17 protein-coding genes and 1 tRNA gene are annotated in these 16,776 nt (G+C 71.4%); 10 read left to right on the forward strand and 8 right to left on the reverse strand.

All coding sequences use genetic code 11. The features are described 5' to 3' along the window. The first annotated feature begins 102 nt into the window (after nt 1–102). The 6 genes from ACWED2_RS19520 to ACWED2_RS19545 are packed head-to-tail and all read left to right on the forward strand — an operon-like array spanning nt 103 to nt 3,745. Nucleotides 103–711 carry a hypothetical protein gene (locus ACWED2_RS19520; RefSeq protein ID WP_449691885.1) on the forward strand — a complete coding sequence of 203 codons (609 nt, stop codon included), beginning with the start codon at nt 103–105 and terminating at the stop codon, nt 709–711. Beyond that, nucleotides 708–1,928, forward strand: coding sequence for a WXG100 family type VII secretion target (locus tag ACWED2_RS19525; RefSeq protein ID WP_449691886.1), 1,221 nt, complete (start codon nt 708–710; stop codon nt 1,926–1,928). The genes ACWED2_RS19520 and ACWED2_RS19525 overlap by 4 nt, the downstream gene beginning before the upstream one ends. Further along, nucleotides 1,928–2,503, forward strand: a complete 576-nt coding sequence (locus ACWED2_RS19530) for a hypothetical protein (RefSeq protein WP_449691887.1) — start codon at nt 1,928–1,930, stop codon at nt 2,501–2,503. The genes ACWED2_RS19525 and ACWED2_RS19530 overlap by 1 nt, the downstream gene beginning before the upstream one ends. Next, nucleotides 2,500–2,829: a hypothetical protein gene (locus ACWED2_RS19535; RefSeq protein WP_449691888.1), complete on the forward strand. Its 330-nt coding sequence runs from the start codon at nt 2,500–2,502 to the stop codon at nt 2,827–2,829. Before ACWED2_RS19530 ends, ACWED2_RS19535 begins: the two co-directional genes overlap by 4 nt. Beyond that, nucleotides 2,826–3,335 carry a hypothetical protein gene (locus ACWED2_RS19540; RefSeq protein WP_449691889.1) on the forward strand — a complete coding sequence of 170 codons (510 nt, stop codon included), beginning with the start codon at nt 2,826–2,828 and terminating at the stop codon, nt 3,333–3,335. Before ACWED2_RS19535 ends, ACWED2_RS19540 begins: the two co-directional genes overlap by 4 nt. After that, a complete protein-coding gene (locus ACWED2_RS19545) occupies nt 3,332–3,745 on the forward strand; it encodes a YbaB/EbfC family nucleoid-associated protein (protein ID WP_449691890.1) in 414 nt (137 codons plus the stop codon). Before ACWED2_RS19540 ends, ACWED2_RS19545 begins: the two co-directional genes overlap by 4 nt. A gap of 8 nt (nt 3,746–3,753) precedes the next feature. Here ACWED2_RS19545 and ACWED2_RS19550 read toward each other — a convergent pair whose 3' ends face one another. The 7 genes from ACWED2_RS19550 to ACWED2_RS19580 all read right to left on the reverse strand — a co-directional run bounded on the left by ACWED2_RS19550 (nt 3,754) and on the right by ACWED2_RS19580 (nt 9,601). After that, nucleotides 3,754–4,158 (reverse strand): hypothetical protein, encoded by a 405-nt coding sequence (locus tag ACWED2_RS19550; RefSeq protein WP_449691891.1) that lies wholly within the window; start codon nt 4,156–4,158, stop codon nt 3,754–3,756. Next, nucleotides 4,155–6,884 carry an FtsK/SpoIIIE domain-containing protein gene (locus tag ACWED2_RS19555; protein WP_449691892.1) on the reverse strand — a complete coding sequence of 910 codons (2,730 nt, stop codon included), beginning with the start codon at nt 6,882–6,884 and terminating at the stop codon, nt 4,155–4,157. The genes ACWED2_RS19550 and ACWED2_RS19555 overlap by 4 nt, the downstream gene beginning before the upstream one ends. A 33-nt stretch (nt 6,885–6,917) precedes the next feature. Next, a complete protein-coding gene (locus tag ACWED2_RS19560; RefSeq protein ID WP_449691893.1) occupies nt 6,918–7,163 on the reverse strand; it encodes a hypothetical protein in 246 nt (81 codons plus the stop codon). A 4-nt stretch (nt 7,164–7,167) separates the two neighbouring features. Then, the gene (locus ACWED2_RS19565; protein ID WP_003056176.1) at nt 7,168–7,428 is read right to left on the reverse strand and encodes a hypothetical protein; all 261 of its coding nucleotides are present in this window, start codon (nt 7,426–7,428) and stop codon (nt 7,168–7,170) included. 447 nt (nt 7,429–7,875) lie between these two features. After that, the gene (locus ACWED2_RS19570) at nt 7,876–8,574 is read right to left on the reverse strand and encodes a GAF and ANTAR domain-containing protein (protein ID WP_449691894.1); all 699 of its coding nucleotides are present in this window, start codon (nt 8,572–8,574) and stop codon (nt 7,876–7,878) included. 154 nt (nt 8,575–8,728) lie between these two features. After that, a tRNA-Ser gene (locus tag ACWED2_RS19575) sits at nt 8,729–8,813 on the reverse strand. Between the two features lie 44 nt (nt 8,814–8,857). Next, nucleotides 8,858–9,601 carry a PP2C family protein-serine/threonine phosphatase gene (locus ACWED2_RS19580; protein WP_449691895.1) on the reverse strand — a complete coding sequence of 248 codons (744 nt, stop codon included), beginning with the start codon at nt 9,599–9,601 and terminating at the stop codon, nt 8,858–8,860. 77 nt (nt 9,602–9,678) lie between these two features. Here ACWED2_RS19580 and ACWED2_RS19585 point away from each other — a divergent pair, with 77 nt between their 5' ends. Both ACWED2_RS19585 and ACWED2_RS19590 read left to right on the forward strand, forming a co-directional pair. Next, on the forward strand, nt 9,679–11,373 hold the full coding sequence (locus ACWED2_RS19585; protein ID WP_449691896.1) for an HsdM family class I SAM-dependent methyltransferase: 1,695 nt from the start codon (nt 9,679–9,681) through the stop codon (nt 11,371–11,373). Nucleotides 11,374–11,381: 8 nt separating this feature from the next. Continuing rightward, nucleotides 11,382–12,272, forward strand: a complete 891-nt coding sequence (locus ACWED2_RS19590; RefSeq protein ID WP_449691897.1) for a serine/threonine-protein kinase — start codon at nt 11,382–11,384, stop codon at nt 12,270–12,272. On the opposite strand, the gene ACWED2_RS19595 is transcribed toward ACWED2_RS19590, so the two are convergent. After that, complete coding sequence (locus ACWED2_RS19595; protein WP_449691898.1) at nt 12,262–12,759, reverse strand: hypothetical protein; 498 nt, start codon at nt 12,757–12,759, stop codon at nt 12,262–12,264. The genes ACWED2_RS19590 and ACWED2_RS19595 overlap by 11 nt on opposite strands. Nucleotides 12,760–12,978: 219 nt before the next feature. Here ACWED2_RS19595 and ACWED2_RS19600 point away from each other — a divergent pair, with 219 nt between their 5' ends. Together ACWED2_RS19600 and ACWED2_RS19605 are read left to right on the forward strand one after the other, a co-directional pair. Further along, nucleotides 12,979–13,647, forward strand: coding sequence for a L,D-transpeptidase (locus ACWED2_RS19600; RefSeq protein WP_449691899.1), 669 nt, complete (start codon nt 12,979–12,981; stop codon nt 13,645–13,647). Nucleotides 13,648–13,759: 112 nt separating this feature from the next. Then, the gene (locus ACWED2_RS19605) at nt 13,760–16,741 is read left to right on the forward strand and encodes a PQQ-dependent sugar dehydrogenase (RefSeq protein WP_449691900.1); all 2,982 of its coding nucleotides are present in this window, start codon (nt 13,760–13,762) and stop codon (nt 16,739–16,741) included. Nucleotides 16,742–16,776 lie beyond the last annotated feature (35 nt).

Below are 16,776 nucleotides of genomic sequence, written 5' to 3' on the forward strand. Positions count from 1 at the left end.
CCCGGGGGTGGCCTTTCTCGTCTCCGCTCCGATGGGTGACGATGGAACCGCGGAGCGTTGACGGCCGTCATAGGGTTGACGGGACCACAAGGGGAGGGTGGCGTGGACGGGTATGCGGTGAAGGTCGACGAGCTGGGCAAGCTCATCGGCGACCTCGACACGGCGGCGGGGAAGATGACCGACGCCAACAAGAAGCTGGGCGGCGGTGGGGCGTTCGGGTCCCTCGGCACCGCGGAGCTGGGCAAGGCCGGCGTCGAGTTCGAGGAGGCCTGGGGCTTCGGCATCGGCCGCCTCGGCGAGGCGGCTTCGGAGGTGACGGAGCGGCTGAAGGCGGCGAAGCAGAAGTACGAGCAGATCGAAGCCCAGTTCGGTGATGAGCTGGGCAGGTTCGGCTCGGCGGTGCTGGGCGACGGTCCCGCCGGTGGTGAGCCCACGGGTGGGGTGAAGGGGAACCACCCGCGGATCGGGCAGCCGGCCGGAGGCCCGGTCGGTGGTGGGTACACCGGCGGCGTGCCGGGGATCAGCGAGCTCGCTTCGAAGACCGATCCGGGTGCCGACCTGGGCGAAGGCCCGGTGGGCGGAGGCTACACCGGCGGAATCGGCGGTCTCGCGTCGAAGGCGGGCGCCGGGCCCGGAGAGCGCGAAGACCGCCCGGTCGGTGGCGGCGCGACCGGCGGCATCACCGACATCCTGAACGGCCTCGACCGGTGAGCGCCCGCGACTTCCCGGCCCTGGGCTTCGACCCGGCGCCCGGCGACCTCGACGGCATCACCGACCTGGCGGGCAAGTACCGCGCGGTCGCCGGCGACCTGACCGAGGCCGACGACTCGCTCCGCCGGATCGTCCGGAAGCAGGGCGTCTGGCAGGGCGAGGCGAGCGAAGCCTTCGCCCGGCGCGTCGGCCCGCTGCCGCAGTACCTCGACGATGCCGCCAAGTCGATGAGCCGGGCCGCCGACGCGCTCGAAGGCTGGTCTCAGACCCTGGGCGACCTGCAGAAACGAGCGGCCGACCTGGAGGCCCGCGCGGAAGCGGCGGCCCGGGCGGCCGAGCAGGCGCGCGCGAACCCGGATCTGGCGCTGGCCAACCGGACGTTTCCGGACCAGCAGTCCCTGCAGATCGCCCAGCGCCTCCTCGACAACGCCGGTCAGCAGCTCCAGGCGGCCATCGACGGCTGTCAGAACGTCCAAGACGCCGCGAAGCAGCTCCAGCAGGAGCACGCGGAAGCGGCGGGCCGGGTCGCGGAGCTGCTGCGGAAGGCGAAGGAGCTGGCGCCGGACGAGCCGGACGTCCTCGACAAGCTGAGCGACGCGGTCGGCGGGGCACTTGTCGACTTGTCGAACACCCTGGCCGACGGTGTGGACGACGCCTGGAACTTCGTCCAGGACCACGCGGAGCTGATCTCGAAGCTCTCGGACGTGATGGGTGACATGGGCAACGCTCTCGGGTTCGTCGGAGAGTTCCTCCCGGAACCGGCCGGTGCGGTCGTTGGAGCCGTTGCGACCGGCTTGGGGCTGGGCGCGTTGGCCGGCCATGCCACGGCAGCGATGGCGGGCGCCGACGTGGCTCCGGAGACGCTGACCTTCGACGGGATCGGTGCCGCGACTTCGCTGGTCGGCACCTTTGCTCCGCCGGGTGTCGGTGCCGTGATGAAGGGCCTCGGCTACGGGGCGTTCGGGGCGCAGTTCCAGATCGACGCCGGTCTGCGGATTACGGGCGACAGCGACAGCTTCGAGGGGCCTATCGGCGACTACTTGAGCTACTGGGTGCCGAAGGACATGGGGCAGGTGGCCGCCGCCGCGAGCACTCTCGTCGCGGGGCCTGCTCCGTGGGCCGTGGTCGCGGTGACCAATGCGGCCGACACCGGGACGCAAGCCGACAACACGCCGGAGCGGCGTCGTGAGCGGGCGGAAGACGAGGTGTGGAACTGATGCCTCTGCAGATCGACCTGCCGCCCGGGTTCGCGGGCATGCCGGTGGGCACCGACGACAAGATGAACCGTGGCCATGCCTGGACCATTGCGGAGAACATGGCCGCCGGTGCCGGGAAGTCCGTCGAGGAGTTCGGCAGCTACCTCATGGCCCTCGTGCCGACCATGCAGGCCAACGGCATCCGCGTGTTCGGCAAGTTCGCCGTCGGGCCGCGAAAAGGTGATGTCGCGACCCTCACGCTCGGCGTGGCGCAGTGGCCGGACACCGCACCCGGCAACCGGGACGCCCTGGTGGCGGCCCTGGCCGAGGAGTACCGCGGCCGCCACAAGCGCGCGGTGGTGCAGCCGGTCCGGCTGCCGATCGGGCCGGCGATCGTCGCGATCAGCGGCGGCGAGTTCCACCTGCCCGAACGGGACGTGCGCACCCAGATCAAGGCGGAGTACCAGATCCCGCTCCCGGACGGCCGGTCCGTGGTGATCCTTTCGGTGGTGGCGGAGTCCGAAGACGCCTGGCCGGCGATCGCCGAAGCGACGGCGAGGGTGGCATGGAGCCTGCGCAGCGGGGAAGCGTCGTGATCAGCACGGTGGCAGCCGGGGCGGCCGATGATCCGGTCCTGCGGGCGATCTTCCTCGTCCTGATGGGCCTGGTGATCGTCGCCGGTCTGACGTTGACGATCGTCCGCGCACTTCGTTCGACGAAGTCGAGCGAGGAGCAGATGGCGCGCCTGGCCGCGGAACTGGACGGCCGGAGCCAGGTGTGCATCCGGAAGATGGAAATCGGGTTGTCGCGCGAGGACCTGCTCCGGGTTGCCCACAGCCGGGGTTACTCGCTGATCGACCACCAGGTCATGAAGTACTACGAGTTCGTCCACACCCCGCACCAGCCGGGGAGGTACGTGTGAGCGATCTGGTCATCGCCGGCTCCAAGTTCACCGGAAGCGACGCGGAGTACTTCGGGACACTCGCGATCACTGCCGCCATCGCCCTCATCGCCCTCGGTGTGTTCTTCTTCGTGAAGAACAAGCTGGAGAAGACCCGGCGCGCCCGCATCCAGCGGCTCGTCCAGCAGCTCGACGGCCGTCCGCTCGTCTACGTTCCCTACGCCGACTGCCTGCTGACCGTGCCGGACGTGCTCAGTTCGGCCCAGGCCCGCGGCTACGCCATGACTCCGAACGGGGCGGCGCTGAGGTACGAGTTCATGCTCGGCGCGCCGCAGACGGCGTTCGGGGGCAATCCGCTCCTGCGGGAGGTCGCGGCGTACCTGGACGGCCGGCCCAGCTATCGAATGCGCGTCTTCTCCACGTCGCTGACCCTCGCCGAGCTGATGGTCCTTGCGCACAGCCGGGGTTACACCGTCCAGCAGAACCGGAAGTTCTACGATTTCGTGCGGCACCAGGGGAGGCCATGAACAACGACCAGCTGATCGAGGAAATGCGCTGGCAGCTCAAGCGGATCGACGACCGCAAGGCCGAGAACCAGCGCCTCCTGGCCGGGATCGCCGCGAGTGACCACACGACCGTCGTCTCGCCGGATCGGTCCGTCACCGTGCTGGCCGGGCCCGGCGGGGTGGTCAGCGAAGTCCGGCTCGCCCCCGAAGCCATGCGGTTCGACGCCGTCACGCTCAGCCGGACGATCACCGCCGCCGTCCGGGAGGCCGTTGCCGCCGGGGGACGGCTGGGCGCGCCGCCTGCCGGGGCGCCACAGCCGGCCGTGCCGGCTCGGCAAGCGCCGCAACCCCAGCACGTGCCCGCACCGCAGCGGCGCCGGCCGGCCCCGGCGGACGACGACGATCCCTACGACACCGTCTTCGACGTCTGAGAAACCCGCTAAGCCGGCGGCTGCTCCCCACGCTGCTTCGCGGCGGCCCGCTTGGCCCGCCAGCCCAGTGCCAGCACGGCCTGGACCAGCTCCTGGTAGCTCGGCTTGACCTCCTCGAGGTACCGCTCCAGGTAGGCCGCCCGCGCGGTGGCCACTGGGCGGGGGTCGTCGCCGGGGTCGAGCCACGGCAGGCCCTGGATGTTGTGCAGCGCCATCTTCCACCAGCGCGTCGCGCGCTCGGCGGCCCTCGTTTCGCGCTCGGCCGCCGCCTCGATCGCCGCGTCGGCCGCTTCGATCTCCGCGTTCAGCGCTTCCGCGCGCGCCAGCTCCCACTCGCGCAGGTTCTCCGCCGAGCCGCGGGAAAGGGCGATGATTTCCTTGTACCGCATGGCCGCGGTGGCGTCGTCGGTCATCGGTCGTTCTCCGGACGCTGGAACGGGATGATCACTTCGGGTGCGCCGTGGGTGGTGCGGTCGAAGAACAACGCGCGGCCCGGCCGCGGCGACCAGTGCACGACCTGGCCCGCCGCGAACGGCGACAGCTCGTTGCCCTGGACGTCGAGGGCCGCCCACGTGCCGATGTCGTCGGTGCCGGCGAAGCCCAGCGTGTCCTTGAGCCGGGCGATGCTGCGCCACCAGCCGATCGTGTGGATGCCGTGCCCCGGCCCCTGTTTCAGCACCACCCGCAGGTGGTCGAGGCCGCTCTTCAGCTGGCCGACCGCCTTGGCCTCCAGCGCCGGCAGAGCCGCGTCCACGCCGTACAGCAGCAGCACCTTCGCGCCCCCGGACATCGAGCCGGTCATCGACTCCAGGACGCCGGTCAGGTCCTCCACCAGTGACGCCGCGTGCCCGTCCTCGCGCAGCCGCTCGGTCAGCTCCAGCGCGGCCGGCGCGCACGCCTCGATCGGGCAGCTCAGCACGAACTCGACTTCGCCCGGTTCGTACTGCCGGGACAGCGACCGCGCCGACGAGTCCATGATGGACAGTGCCTCGGCGGTCGCCGAGCCGAGCACCGCGACGTTGCGGCCCGGCGCCCGCGGCAGGTCGACGCCGCACGCCGTCTCGGTCACGTCGATCGACTGGCCGAGCAGGGCCCGCGGCTTCGAGTTCGGCTTGAGGTCGAGGTAGGCCGGGAACCGTTCCAGGACCGGCTGGTGCGCGCCGTCGAACAGGCGCGGCCGCGGGAAGTGGCCCGCGTACTCCTCCCACAGCCGGTGCTGCAGCCGGACGAACACGTTCTTGCTGCTCGCGTCCGGGATGTGGGCCAGCTGGTTGCCGTGCGCGACCCCGGAGTCGTGGTTGATCACCGCGTGCCATTTCGGCGCCGACACCGCCGCGTTGTTCGTCTCGGCCAGCACGCGCCGCGCCTTCGGCATCGCGATCCGCAGCGTGCACTGCTCGAACACGGCGGGCTTGCCCCAGAACGCCTCGATGCCGGCGACGTCCTGGCTGGCCAGCACCAGGTGGATGCCCTGCGACCGGCCGCGCCGGGCGATGTCCTCCAGCAGCTGCGTGGCCGTCGCGGTCACCTGGTCGCGGCCGGCGAACAGGTACTGGAACTCGTCGATCACCGCGACGATCCGCGGCCAGTGTCCGCCCGGATCGGCTTCGCGCAGGTCGGCGAGGTTCGTGACCTCGTGCTCCTTCGCGGCCGCGGACCGGCGGCGCAGCTCGTCGGCGAGGAACCGCAGCAGGGCCAGGCCGAACTCGCGGTCGGTGTTGACGTTGACGCCGACGAGCCGCGCGTGCGGCAGCCAGCTGGCGTCCTTCCGGCCCGGCGCCAGGCCGGCGAAGGAAACGCCTTCCTTGAAGTCCAGCAGGTACAGCGCCAGCTCGTCCGGGGTGTACCGGGCGGCGAGGCTGCCGAGCAGCGCGTACAGGAAGTTCGTCTTGCCCGAACCGGACGGGCCGCCGATCAGGGCGTGCGGGCTCGCGTCGCCGATCACGACCTCGACCGGCTCGCCCTCGAAGAACCCGACCGGCGCCCGCAGTTCGCGCGCCGAACTCTCCTGGCCCAGCTCCGTCGGCAGGAGGTCGTCGAACGACCGCGGCCCGCCCTGCTTGGCGATCAGCGCCTTGGCGATCTTGTCGACGGCGCGGATCACCTGGGCGGACGGCATCGCGGGGTCGAGGTCGACGACCAGGTCGGTGCCGGTCATGCTGCTGATCGCGTGCCGGTCGTCGGCCAGGCTCAGCGTCTCGACCGGCGCGCTCACCGCCGTCGGCACGTCGATCATGATCAGGCAGATGCCGGCGGCCAGCGCGCCGCTCGCGACGCGCTTGAGGTCGCGGGCACGCTCGGGTTCGAGCGTCTCGCCGTTGCCGTAGAGCACGACGATGCGGTACGGCTCGCCCCGCTGCCCGGTGCTGCTCCGCATTTCGCGCAGCGACGTGAACCCGGCGGACATGCAGCTGGCGTGGATGCGGCGGATGTGGCCGGCCAGCTCGTCGAGGAGGTCTTCCAGCCGGCCCGGGTCGTACAGCGAGAGCGCGCTGGTGTGGCTGAGGGGGTAGAGGTCGGGCAGGATCGCGGTCAGCTGCCCGATGTCCCACAGGTGCACGCGCACCGCGCCGGGCTCGAACGTCGAGAGCACGCGCACCAGCAGGTTCTGCACGATGCCGTCGATCACCGGCCGGGTCTTCGGTGCCGAGGTGATCGCCAGGTGCGACTCGTCGAGCAGCGGGACGGCGACGTCGAAGGTGCGGGTCGCGTCGCCGCCGGCGGCGGTGGCCGAGCCGACGCGCCACAGCCCGGGCGACGTCAGGCCGGGGTTGTGCCCGACCGTGCCGAGCCAGTCGCCCGGCGGCAGCCCGGCCGGCCCGGGTGCGTTCTGGGCGACCAGCTCCCGCAGCGTCGCGGGGCCTTGACTCCAATCGGTGTAGAAAGCGCTTCGCACGCTGCCGAGCGCGCCGAACACTTCGTGGGCGGCGGGGTGCCGCGCCCACTCGTTCTGCTGCTCGGCACTGGCGTGGTTCATGCCGACCTTGACGATGTCCTGCTCCAGCTGGAGCTTCGCGAGGTCGGCTTCCGCGGCTTGGCGCGCCCCGGCCGCCGCGCCCAGCACCAGTCCGATCTGATGGCGGACCCGGTCGAGTGCGGTTTCGACGCGGTTGCGTTGCTCGGCTGACTTGTTGGCCATCGGCGTCCCCAAGAAAAGTGTCCCCAAGAAGGATTACAGGCGCGACCGGTATCCGCTCACCAGGTCCTCGGCGGTGTGCAGGCGGACGAGGAGCTGGTCCAGCCCCTCGCCGGCCTGTGCGTACTGCGAAGGAAGCCAGGGATCGGCCTTGGCCTGGGCATCCACGAGAGCTTGCCGGGCTTCCCCGAGCAGGCTTGTGGCCCGTTCGGAGTGGGCGCGCGCGTCGGCGAGCCCGGTCACGGCAGCGGTGAGCAGCTGGTGGAGTTCGGCGAGCGTCATCCGGCTAGAGACGCGCCGAGTAGGAGTCGGCGGAGGAAATGCTTGCTTGGACGGTGCTCTGCAAGCCGTTGATGCCTTGCAGGGCTTCCGCCAGGAGTCCGTGCGCCTGGCTCACTTCGTGCTGGCTGCTCCCCTGCGTCGCCTGTGCGAGCGACTGCTGGGCTTCTTCGAGAGACTGCGCTGCCTGCTGCAGGGCGGCGATGCTCGCGGACGCCTTCTCGTTGGCGAGCGCGATGCCAGCGCGGATCTCTTCGACTCCGGCCATCGGGCCTCTACTCCTCGAAATCTGGTGTCGTACGGGGACGGTTTCCATTGAAACAGATCCAGCGACTCAGCGTGATCATCAGACTTTGCCGAGTGATCGCGGGCCCGGAATCAGCAAGGCCCCGGACGTGGGAACGTCCGGGGCCGGGCCGATCACGGTCTGTGCGGGGGTCGTCCCGGCACCAGTACCGCACCCTGACGTCGCTGGCCAGCGCTACCCCAGGTCAGAGCGGTTTTCGTGCCACTACTGGCCTTTCTCGACAGGGGCGGGCGAGGTGCTGGTGAGACTAGCGCGACCGGAGTAACGGCCTTCGGTCAGCCCTGTTCGTGACTCCGCGTGCAGGAGAAGAAATCCGCAGCATCGAAGGCATTTCATGTTCGAGTGGGCCGAAAGTGCCGCGCAACTGTGTCCGAGACATACCGTCGGTGGGTCGCGCGAGCTCGTCGATCACAGGTCCCGGCGGTGTTCGACGAGCCAGGCGGCGACCTGGTGCAGCTTCATGTTGGCGTTCTGCGAGCCTTCGACGAGCATCCGGAAGGCCGCGACGGCGTCGACGTCGTGGCGTTGCATGAGGATGCCCTTGGCCATGCCGATGACGTCGCGGCTCTCGACCGCGGCGCTCAGCTGGGCTTCGGTCTGGGCGCCGATCAGCGCGATGGCCGCGTGCGTGGCGAACAGCCTGCCGTCCTCCCGGGTCTGGCGGCTGAAGGCGTCGCGCGCTCGCGAGTAGAGGTTCAGTGCGCCGAGGGTGGTGTCGGTGACGAACAGCCGGTACGACAGCATCGAGTGCACGCCGAACTCGCCGGCCGCGGCCGCGAACGCCGCCCACCGCCCTTCGGCGGCGAGGTCGCCGGTGCTGAAGACCTGGTGCTCGGCGATGGCGTCCAGGCACGGCCCCTGCTGGGTGCGGTACTGGATCTCGTCGATCGCCGTGACGACGTCACTGGTCGGGGCGACGGTGCGGATGGGCCGCCCGCGCTCCACGAGGGAGATCCCGGCGAACTCGGCGCCGTCGACGTGGTCGATCGCGGCCTTGACGATCGCGGCCAGTGTGGAGTCGACGTCGGGCTCCGCCTGCAGCGTCCGGGCGATCGCGCTCAACGTCGCGCCCAGGCTCGTGTCCAGGTGGTCGGGATGATCGTGCACGAGTGGCCCCCTCGCCCTGCCTTCGCCTCCTCAGCCGAGCCACTCAGTTTAGCGAGCGCGGGGGCAGCGCTCACCTCGGCGAAAGGCCGGGAGCCCGAAACGGAAAACGCCGGGCGGCCCGTGAAGGCTGCCCGGCGTTCGCCTGCCGAAAGCGCGGAGGATACAGGATTCGAACCTGCGAGGGCGTGAACCCAACACGCTTTCCAAGCGTGCGCCTTAGGCCGCTCGGCCAATCCTCCGCAGGAGACGATACCGGATGGCTCGCGTCACCCGTGAAGGTGGGTCAGGGCACGACGTCCGCGACCACGCACGTGATGTTGTCCGGGCCGCCGCCTTCGTTGGCCAGGCGGATCAGCTCCGGGATCACCGCGTCGGGCTCCGCGGGGGTGTCCAGCACGTCGCGCAGGGTCGCTTCGGAGACCGGGCCGCTCAGGCCGTCCGAACAGAGCAGGTAGCGGTCGCCCGGCTTGGCCTTGAACGTCCAGATGTCCGGGTCGCCGGAGCCGGCCGTCTGAAGCGCTTTCATCAGCAGTGATCGGCGGGGGTGGGACTCGGCGTCCTCCGCCGCCACGCGGCCGTCCTCCACCAGGGCCTGGACCAGGGTGTGGTCGCGGGTCAGCCGGCGCAGGCCGCCGTCGCGCAGGAGGTAGCCGCGGGAGTCGCCGATGTGGGCCGCCGCGAACTCGACGCCGTCGAACAGCAGGGCCGTCAGCGTGGTGCCCATGCCTTCGGTCGTCGGCTCCTGCGACGCCACCTCGTGCAGCCGGTCGGCGATCGACTTGACCACGCCGGCCAGGGTGGCGGCCAGGTCCACGTTCGTCAGGTCGAGCCGCCGCAGGTCGACCTCGAGCTCGCGCAGCACGTCGACCGCCGTCGCGCTGGCGACCTCGCCGTGCGGCTGGCCGCCGATGCCGTCGGCGACGGCGAGCAGGCGGGAACTCGCGTACACCGCGTCCTCGTTGACCCGGCGACGCTTCCCGACGTCCGACCCGGCGGCGTACCGCAGGACGTACCGATCGTGTGTCATGCCTCCCATGTAAGCATTGGTTGACTGAGTTCACAAGCGTCTCGGCTGAATGGAGCATCCTCCGATAGAGTCCTCCCATGGACGACGACGCCACGGTCAGCGCGGCCGACATCGCGCGGCTCGCCGGGGTGGGGCGGGCCGCGGTCAGCAACTGGCGCCGCCGCTACCCGGACTTCCCGCAGCCGGTCGGTGGCACGGCGTCGAGCCCGCTGTTCGGCCTCTCCGCCGTCGCCGGCTGGTTCCGCGCCCGCGGCAAGAAGTTCGAGCTGAGCGCCGGCGAACGCGCGTGGCAGCGCCTGCGCGCCCTCGGCGACGACCTCGACCTCGCCGAGCGCGTCAGCCGCGCGGGCGGCTTCTTCGCCTTCCAGGCCGGCGTCTTCGACACCTTCGACAGCGCGCTCGACGACCCGGAGCTGCTCACCCTGCTCAGCGAGATGACGCACCAGGCGGGCCCGGTGGAAGCGTTCGAACTGTTGTGCCGCCGGTACTTCGAAGCGCATTCGCGGCGGTTGTCGGCCACCCCGGAACCGATCGCCGAGCTGATGGCCCGGCTCGCCGGACCGGTGTCGACGATCCTCGACCCCGCGTGCGGCTTCGGCGCGCTCGCGCTGGCCAGCGGCGCGAAAACCGTGCTGGCGCAGGACAGCGACCCGATGACGGCGTCGATCGCGGCGCTGCGCCTGCGGTTGCGCGGCATCGAGGCCGAGGTCCACGCGGTCGACGCGCTGCGTGAAGACGCCTTCGCCGGCCGGACCGCCGAAGCGGTGTTGTGCGACCCGCCGTTCAACGAACGGGCCTGGGGACACGACGAGCTGGTCGGCGACGAGCGCTGGGAGTACGGCCTGCCCCCGCGCGGCGAACCGGAGCTCGCCTGGGTGCAGCACTGCCTCGCGCACGTCGAACCCGGTGGCACGGTGGCGATCCTGATGCCGGGCGCGGCGGCCGGGCGGCGCAGCGGCAAGCGCATCCGCGGCAACCTGCTGCGCGCGGGCGCGGTCCGCGCGGTGGTCACCCTGGCCCCGGCCGGCCCCGACCTCTGGCTGCTGCGGCGGCCGGTGCCCGGCGAGCGCGCCGCGTCCACCGTGCTGCTCGGCGAAGCGGGCGACCAGCTGTCCACAGTGGAGGAGAGCTGGCGGGAGTTCGGCAGGCACCCGGAATCCGGCGTCCGGATCATCGACCTGCTCGACGACGACATCGACCTCACGCCGGCCCGCCGCCGCACCAGGGACGAGGACCCCGGGCAGGCCTTCCAGGCCGTGCGCACCCGGTTCGCCGAGCTGACGCCGGAGCTGCCACCGCTCGAAGCGGCGGACGCCGAACCGGCGTTCACCACCGTCGGCGAGCTGGTCAAGGCCGGTGTGGTCGAGGTCAGGTACGCGCCGGTGCGCGCGGACGCCGAGCACCCGCTGGCCGAAGCGGGCGACGTCGTCGCGTCGGTGACCGGCATCGCGTACGTCCACAGTGGACCGCCGCGGCCGGTCGGCGCCGGGCTCACCGTGTACCGCGTCGACGCGGAGCGGCTGGACGCGGACTTCCTCGCCGGCTGCCTGCGCGCGGCGGACCTGCCCGCCGCGTCGGCGTCCACCCGGATCGACGGCAGGCGCGTGCGGATCCCGCGGCTGCCCATCGCCGTCCAGCGGGAGTACGGCGGGGTCTTCAAGAAGCTCGCCGAGTTCGACGACGTCCTGCGCCAGGCGGCGGAAACCGGCCGCGACCTGGTCCGGCTAGGCTTCGCGGGACTTGTCGAAGGACGGCTCCAGCCGGGCCGATAGGGGAACGGATGCTGATCGCCGACCGCTACGAGCTCGACGAACTGCCGCTCGGCCGCGGCGGGATGGGCGCGGTGCACGGCGGGTTCGACCGCAGGCTGGGCCGCCGCGTGGCGATCAAGCTGCTCAGGCTGCCGGGCCGCGACGAAGAGCTGGAAGCCCGCTTCGCCCGCGAGGCCCGCATCCTGGCGACGCTCGACCACCCCGGCGTCCCGACGCTGTACGACTACGGCACCCACGACGACCGGTTGTTCCAGGTCATGCAGTTCGTCGACGGCGTGACCGTGGCCGACCTGCTCGCCGAGCACGGCCCGCTGCCGGTGCCGTGGGCCGCGGCGATCGCGGCGCAGGCGTGCGCGGTGCTGACCGCCGCGCACGCGCTCGCCGTCTGCCACCGCGACCTCAAGCCCTCCAACCTGATGCTCGGCCCGGACGGCGGCGTGAAGGTGATGGACTTCGGGCTGGCCGTGCTCCGCGAAGCCGACGCGGCGCAGTTCACGCGGGCCGGGCAGCTGCTGGGGACGCCGTCGTACATGGCGCCCGAGCAGATCCAGCGCGGCGGGGCCGAGCCGCGCAGCGACCTCTACGCGCTGGGGTGCGTGCTGCACGAGATGCTCACCGGGCGGCGGCTCTTCGACGGGCCGACCGCGTACGCGGTGTTCGAGCGGCAGGTCAAGGAGCTGCCGCCGCCGGTGACCGGCGTCCCGAAGCCGCTGAACGCGCTGCTCGCCGCGATGCTGGCGAAGGACCCGGAAGCCCGCCCGGCCGGCGCCGCCGTGCTCTACGAGCGGCTCGGCGGGTTCGTCGGCGGGCTGCCGCCGCTGCCGGGGTTCCTGGTGCCGTCGTCGGTGCCCAGTCCCGGCCGGATGTACGCCCGGATGCTGGGCCGCGTCAGCGGCTGACCGCCGGGCGCCGGTCGGCCAGCGGCAGGCCCCGGCGCCGGATGCGCCGGTAGGTCGTCGCGTTCTGCACCGCGATGCTGACGCCGAGGGTGAACGCGATCGACGCCGAGGTCAGCGGGCCCGCGACGCCGAGCGCGGTACCCAGCGCGACCACCGCGATCCGGACCGCGACCGTCAGCACCCACAGCCAGATCGTGGCGGCCGAGCCCTTCTGGAACGTCGTGCCGTCGCGCTCGGTGAGCGTGGTCGTGGTGCTGCGCAGCACGCCGAGCCCGGCCAGCACCACCAGGTCGGCGGCGAGCAGGCCCAGCTCGGCCGCGGACGCGCCGGGCAGCGCTTTCAGGGACAGGTACCCGCCCAGCGCCGTGACCAGCAGCGGCATGACGACCAGCGTCCTGAGGCTGAGCAGCGTGCCGCGGACCTGCCGGTAGCCGACCCGGTAGAGGACGAGGACGGCGATGGCGGCGTAGAGCAGGACGTCGGGCATTTCGGAGCTCCCCTGGGTTCGAAAGGTCTCCCCAGCTTCGGCGGCCCGCGGCGCGAATTCGTCGGTCTGCGGGCCGGACCCGGGTGGATTCCGGCCTCAACCCCCGGGTTGAGGTGCAGCTACCCAAATCGTGACCTTCGCCGACGAACCTCGACCGGGTGAACGCCGTCTTTACCGGTGTCCAAACGCGATGATCGGAACAGCTGGGGGTAAAGGATCGTGAAGAGGCTTCTGGCGGGAGCGGCCGCACTGGCCACCGCGTTCGTGCTGGCCGCGTGCTCCGGCGGGGGCTCGGCCGGCGGCTCGAACGTGGGCGGCGGAGCCGTCGCCGCGGGCACCGGCGGCGGGACGCCGACGACCTCCAGCACCACGCCCGCGCCGACCACCACCTCGGCGTCGCCGACCCCGACGTCGTCGGCCACGCCCACCCCGGCGTCCACGAAGCCGGCGCCGACCACCACCTCGGCCAAGCCGAAGCCCAAGCCGACCCCGAAGCCGACGCCGGCGCCCGCGCCGGACCCGGGCGTCCCGTGCGCCGCGGCGGCCGCGTCCCCGGGCACCGCCGCCTGCGTCGACATCTCCGCGCACAAGGCGTGGCTGCTGGAGGGCGGCAAGGTCAGCTACGGTCCGGTGCCGATGCTGCCGGGCCGCAAGGGCTACGAGACCCCGACCGGCACGTTCCACGTCCTCTCCAAGGAGAAGATGCACCTGTCGAAGCAGTTCGACAACGCGCCGATGCCGAACTCGGTGTTCTTCTACCCCGGCGACGCCTTCCACACGGGCAGCCTCTCGGTGTACTCCCACGGCTGCATCCACCTGTCGGCGGGCGCGTCCCTCAAGTTCTTCAACACGCTGCACGTCGGTGACGTCGTGCAGGTCGTCCCGTAAGTCACTACGCTCTGTCACGTGGCTTAGGTCACATTAAGATCAAATATTCCCGGTTGGTGCAACTGGCCCCCCCTGATCTTGCGACAAACGGTCGCATGGGAAGGGGGGCCAAATGGCCTTGCGGACGCTTCGCCTGCTGCTGACGGCGCTCTTGACCGGGGCGTTGCTGCCCGTTGTCGCCACGGGAGTGGCCGCGGCGGCGACCCTCCCGCCCGGGTTCGTGCTCCGGGACACCGACTCCGGGCTGGGGCCGTACCAGCTGACGGACTTCGCATACCTGCCGGACAACTCCGTCCTGGCCACCGGCAAGGGCGGCCGCGTCCGCTGGCTGCCGGTCAGCGGTGCCGCCCGGACCGTCGCCACGCTGCCGGTGCACAGCGACGGGGACCTCGGCCTCGTCGGGCTGGCCGTGGCGCCGGACTACGCCACCTCGCGGGCCGTCTACCTGACGCGGTCGATCAACACCTCCGGCGGCTTCGTCATGCGGCTGTCGCGGTTCACCGTGACCGCCGACGAGGCGGGCGCGCCGACCGGCCTGACCGGTGAGCGGACCGTGTTCGAAGCGCCGGGCACCTTCAACGTCCACGGCATCGACACCGTCCTCGCCGCCGCGGACGGGACGCTGTGGCTGTCCGTCGGCGACGACAGCGACTACCGGATGACGGACCCGGGCGCGCTGCGCGCCCAGGACGTCAACCAGCCCTACGGCAAGATCCTCCACCTGACCGCCGACGGCCAGGGTGTGCCGGGCAACCCCTACTACGACGCGGCCGACCCGGGCTCGACCGCGAGCAAGGTGTTCGCGCGCGGGTTCCGGAACCCGTTCCGCTTCAGCATCGACCCGAGCCTCGGCCTGCCGGTCGCCGGCGACGTCGGCTGGGGCGGCTGGGAAGAGCTCGACGTCGTCCAGCGCGGCGCCAACCAGGGCTGGCCGTGCTGGGAGGGCAACCACCAGACGCCGGGCTACAGCGCGCTCGGCGGGTGCGCCGGCGTGCCGAACCAGCCGCCGCTGTACGAGCTCCCGCACGGCGACGGGGTGATGACGGCCAACAGCATCACCGGCGGCATTGTCTACAGTGGAACCAGCTACCCGGCGGCCTACCGCGGCTCGTACTTCTTCGGCGACTACGTGGCGAACCGGATCTGGACGCTGCGGTACGACGACCAGGGCAGGCTGACCCAGGCCCCGGAAAACCCGCCGGTCTTCGCCGGCATCGGCGGCCCGGTGAAGTTCGCGGCGGCGCCGAACGGCGACATCGTCTACGCCGACATCCTGTCCGGCAACCTCCGCCGCCTGAGCTACCCCGGCGGCAACACCGCTCCGGTGGCCAACGCGACGACGTCGACGAACCCGGACACCCGCACGGTGTCGTTCGACGGCACGGCTTCGGTCGACTACGACAACGACGAGCTCAGGTACGACTGGGACTTCGGTGACGGGACCACCGCCGCCGACGCCGGGCCGAAGGTTTCGCACGCCTACCCGGCGGGCACCGCGTCGTTCACCGCGAAGCTCCGGGTCCAGGACCCGCTCGGGCTCACCGGCGAAACCGCCATCGCGGTCGCGCCCGGCAACCGCACGCCGGTGCTCACGCTGATTTCGCCCGGGGCCACGACGTTCGCCGTGAACCAGCCGGTCACCGTGCGCGCCACCGCGACCGACGCCGAGGACGGCGCCCTGCCGATCACCTGGACCACGGCGGTGCGCCACTGCCCGAGCGAAGCGACGTGCCACTCGCACCCGGGCATCGGCGGGACCGGGGCGAGCTTCTCGCAGGCGTTCACCGGGCACCCGGACTCCCGGATGGAGTTCACCGCGACGGTGACCGACAGCGCGGGTGTCTCCACGGCCAAGACGTACACGGCGATGCCGCGGCAGCACCGGATCACCCTGCGCGGCACGCAACCCGCGGCGCTGAGCATCCCGGTGGCGGGCGGGGTCAGTTCGGCCATGGTCACCGAAGGCGCTTCCTTCGACGTCGAGGCCGCGCCGCTGGCCACCGACGGCGCTTCGAAGTTCTCCGGCTGGCAGGGCGGCCCGGCGGACCCGACCTGGGTGGTCACGGTCGGCACGACCGACCTGACGCTGACCGCGAACTACACGACCCCGATCGACCAGCGCTACGACGCCGACGCGGCGGTTCGGGCGACACTCGGCGCACCGACGACAGGCGAGATCGCCGACGGTCCGGTCCACTACCGGGTCTACGCGAACGGCCGGATGTACTGGAGCGCCGAAACCGGCACCCGGTACCTCACCGGCCCCGCGCTGGACAAGTACCTCGCCTACAACGGGCACGTCTTCCTCGGCCCGCCGTTGTCCGACACGCTGACGACGCCGGACGGAACGGCCCAGTACAACCACACCCTCATCAACGGCACCGTGGGGTCGATCTACTACACGGCGGCGACCGGCGTGCACCTGGTCTTCGGGGAGATCCGGAGGAAGTGGGCGGAGCTGGACTACGAGCGTGGGATCGGCTATCCGACGACGGACGAGCTGGGGACGCCGGATGGGGCGGCTCGGTACAACCACTTCGTCAAGGACGGCACGGTGGGTTCGATTTATTACACGCCGTGGACGGGTGCGCACGTGATCTTCGGGGAGATCCGGAAGCGGTGGGCGGCGCTGGACTACGAGCGTGGGATCGGCTACCCGACGACCGATGAGCTGGGGACACCGGACGGGGTGGCCCGGTACAACCACTTCGTCAAGGACGGCACCGTCGGCTCGATCTACTACACGAATTCGACGGGTGCGCACGCGGTCTTCGGGGAGATCCGGAAGAAGTGGGCGGCGCTCGACTACGAGCGCGGTCTCGGGTACCCGACGACCGACGAGCTCGGCACGCCGGACGGCCGCGGCCGGTACAACCACTTCACCGCCGGCGGCTCGATCTACTACACGTGGGCCACGGGCGCCCACATGGTGAAGGGCGAGATCCGGAAGCGCTGGGCGGCGCTCGGCTGGGAGTACTCCTACCTGCACTACCCGAAGTCGGACGAGTACGTGACGGGCGGCGGGTGGCGCAGCGACTTCGAGGGCGGCTACATCACCTACAGCTCCGCCGGGCCCCGGGACCGCCGCTGGTGACCCGCCACGAAGATTTTTCCCGCCCGATCAACCTC

Source organism: Amycolatopsis sp. NPDC005003 (genome assembly GCF_053600695.1).

Coding starts and splice junctions, on each gene's coding strand:
- ACWED2_RS19530 (WP_449691887.1), top strand. CDS start 1,928: ATGCCTCTGCAGATCGACCTGCCGCCCGGGTTCGCGGGCATGCCGGTG.
- ACWED2_RS19545 (WP_449691890.1), top strand. CDS start 3,332: ATGAACAACGACCAGCTGATCGAGGAAATGCGCTGGCAGCTCAAGCGG.
- ACWED2_RS19550 (WP_449691891.1), bottom strand. CDS start 4,158: ATGACCGACGACGCCACCGCGGCCATGCGGTACAAGGAAATCATCGCC.
- ACWED2_RS19555 (WP_449691892.1), bottom strand. CDS start 6,884: ATGGCCAACAAGTCAGCCGAGCAACGCAACCGCGTCGAAACCGCACTC.
- ACWED2_RS19560 (WP_449691893.1), bottom strand. CDS start 7,163: ATGACGCTCGCCGAACTCCACCAGCTGCTCACCGCTGCCGTGACCGGG.
- ACWED2_RS19565 (WP_003056176.1), bottom strand. CDS start 7,428: ATGGCCGGAGTCGAAGAGATCCGCGCTGGCATCGCGCTCGCCAACGAG.
- ACWED2_RS19580 (WP_449691895.1), bottom strand. CDS start 9,601: ATGACACACGATCGGTACGTCCTGCGGTACGCCGCCGGGTCGGACGTC.
- ACWED2_RS19585 (WP_449691896.1), top strand. CDS start 9,679: ATGGACGACGACGCCACGGTCAGCGCGGCCGACATCGCGCGGCTCGCC.
- ACWED2_RS19590 (WP_449691897.1), top strand. CDS start 11,382: ATGCTGATCGCCGACCGCTACGAGCTCGACGAACTGCCGCTCGGCCGC.
- ACWED2_RS19595 (WP_449691898.1), bottom strand. CDS start 12,759: ATGCCCGACGTCCTGCTCTACGCCGCCATCGCCGTCCTCGTCCTCTAC.
- ACWED2_RS19605 (WP_449691900.1), top strand. CDS start 13,760: ATGGCCTTGCGGACGCTTCGCCTGCTGCTGACGGCGCTCTTGACCGGG.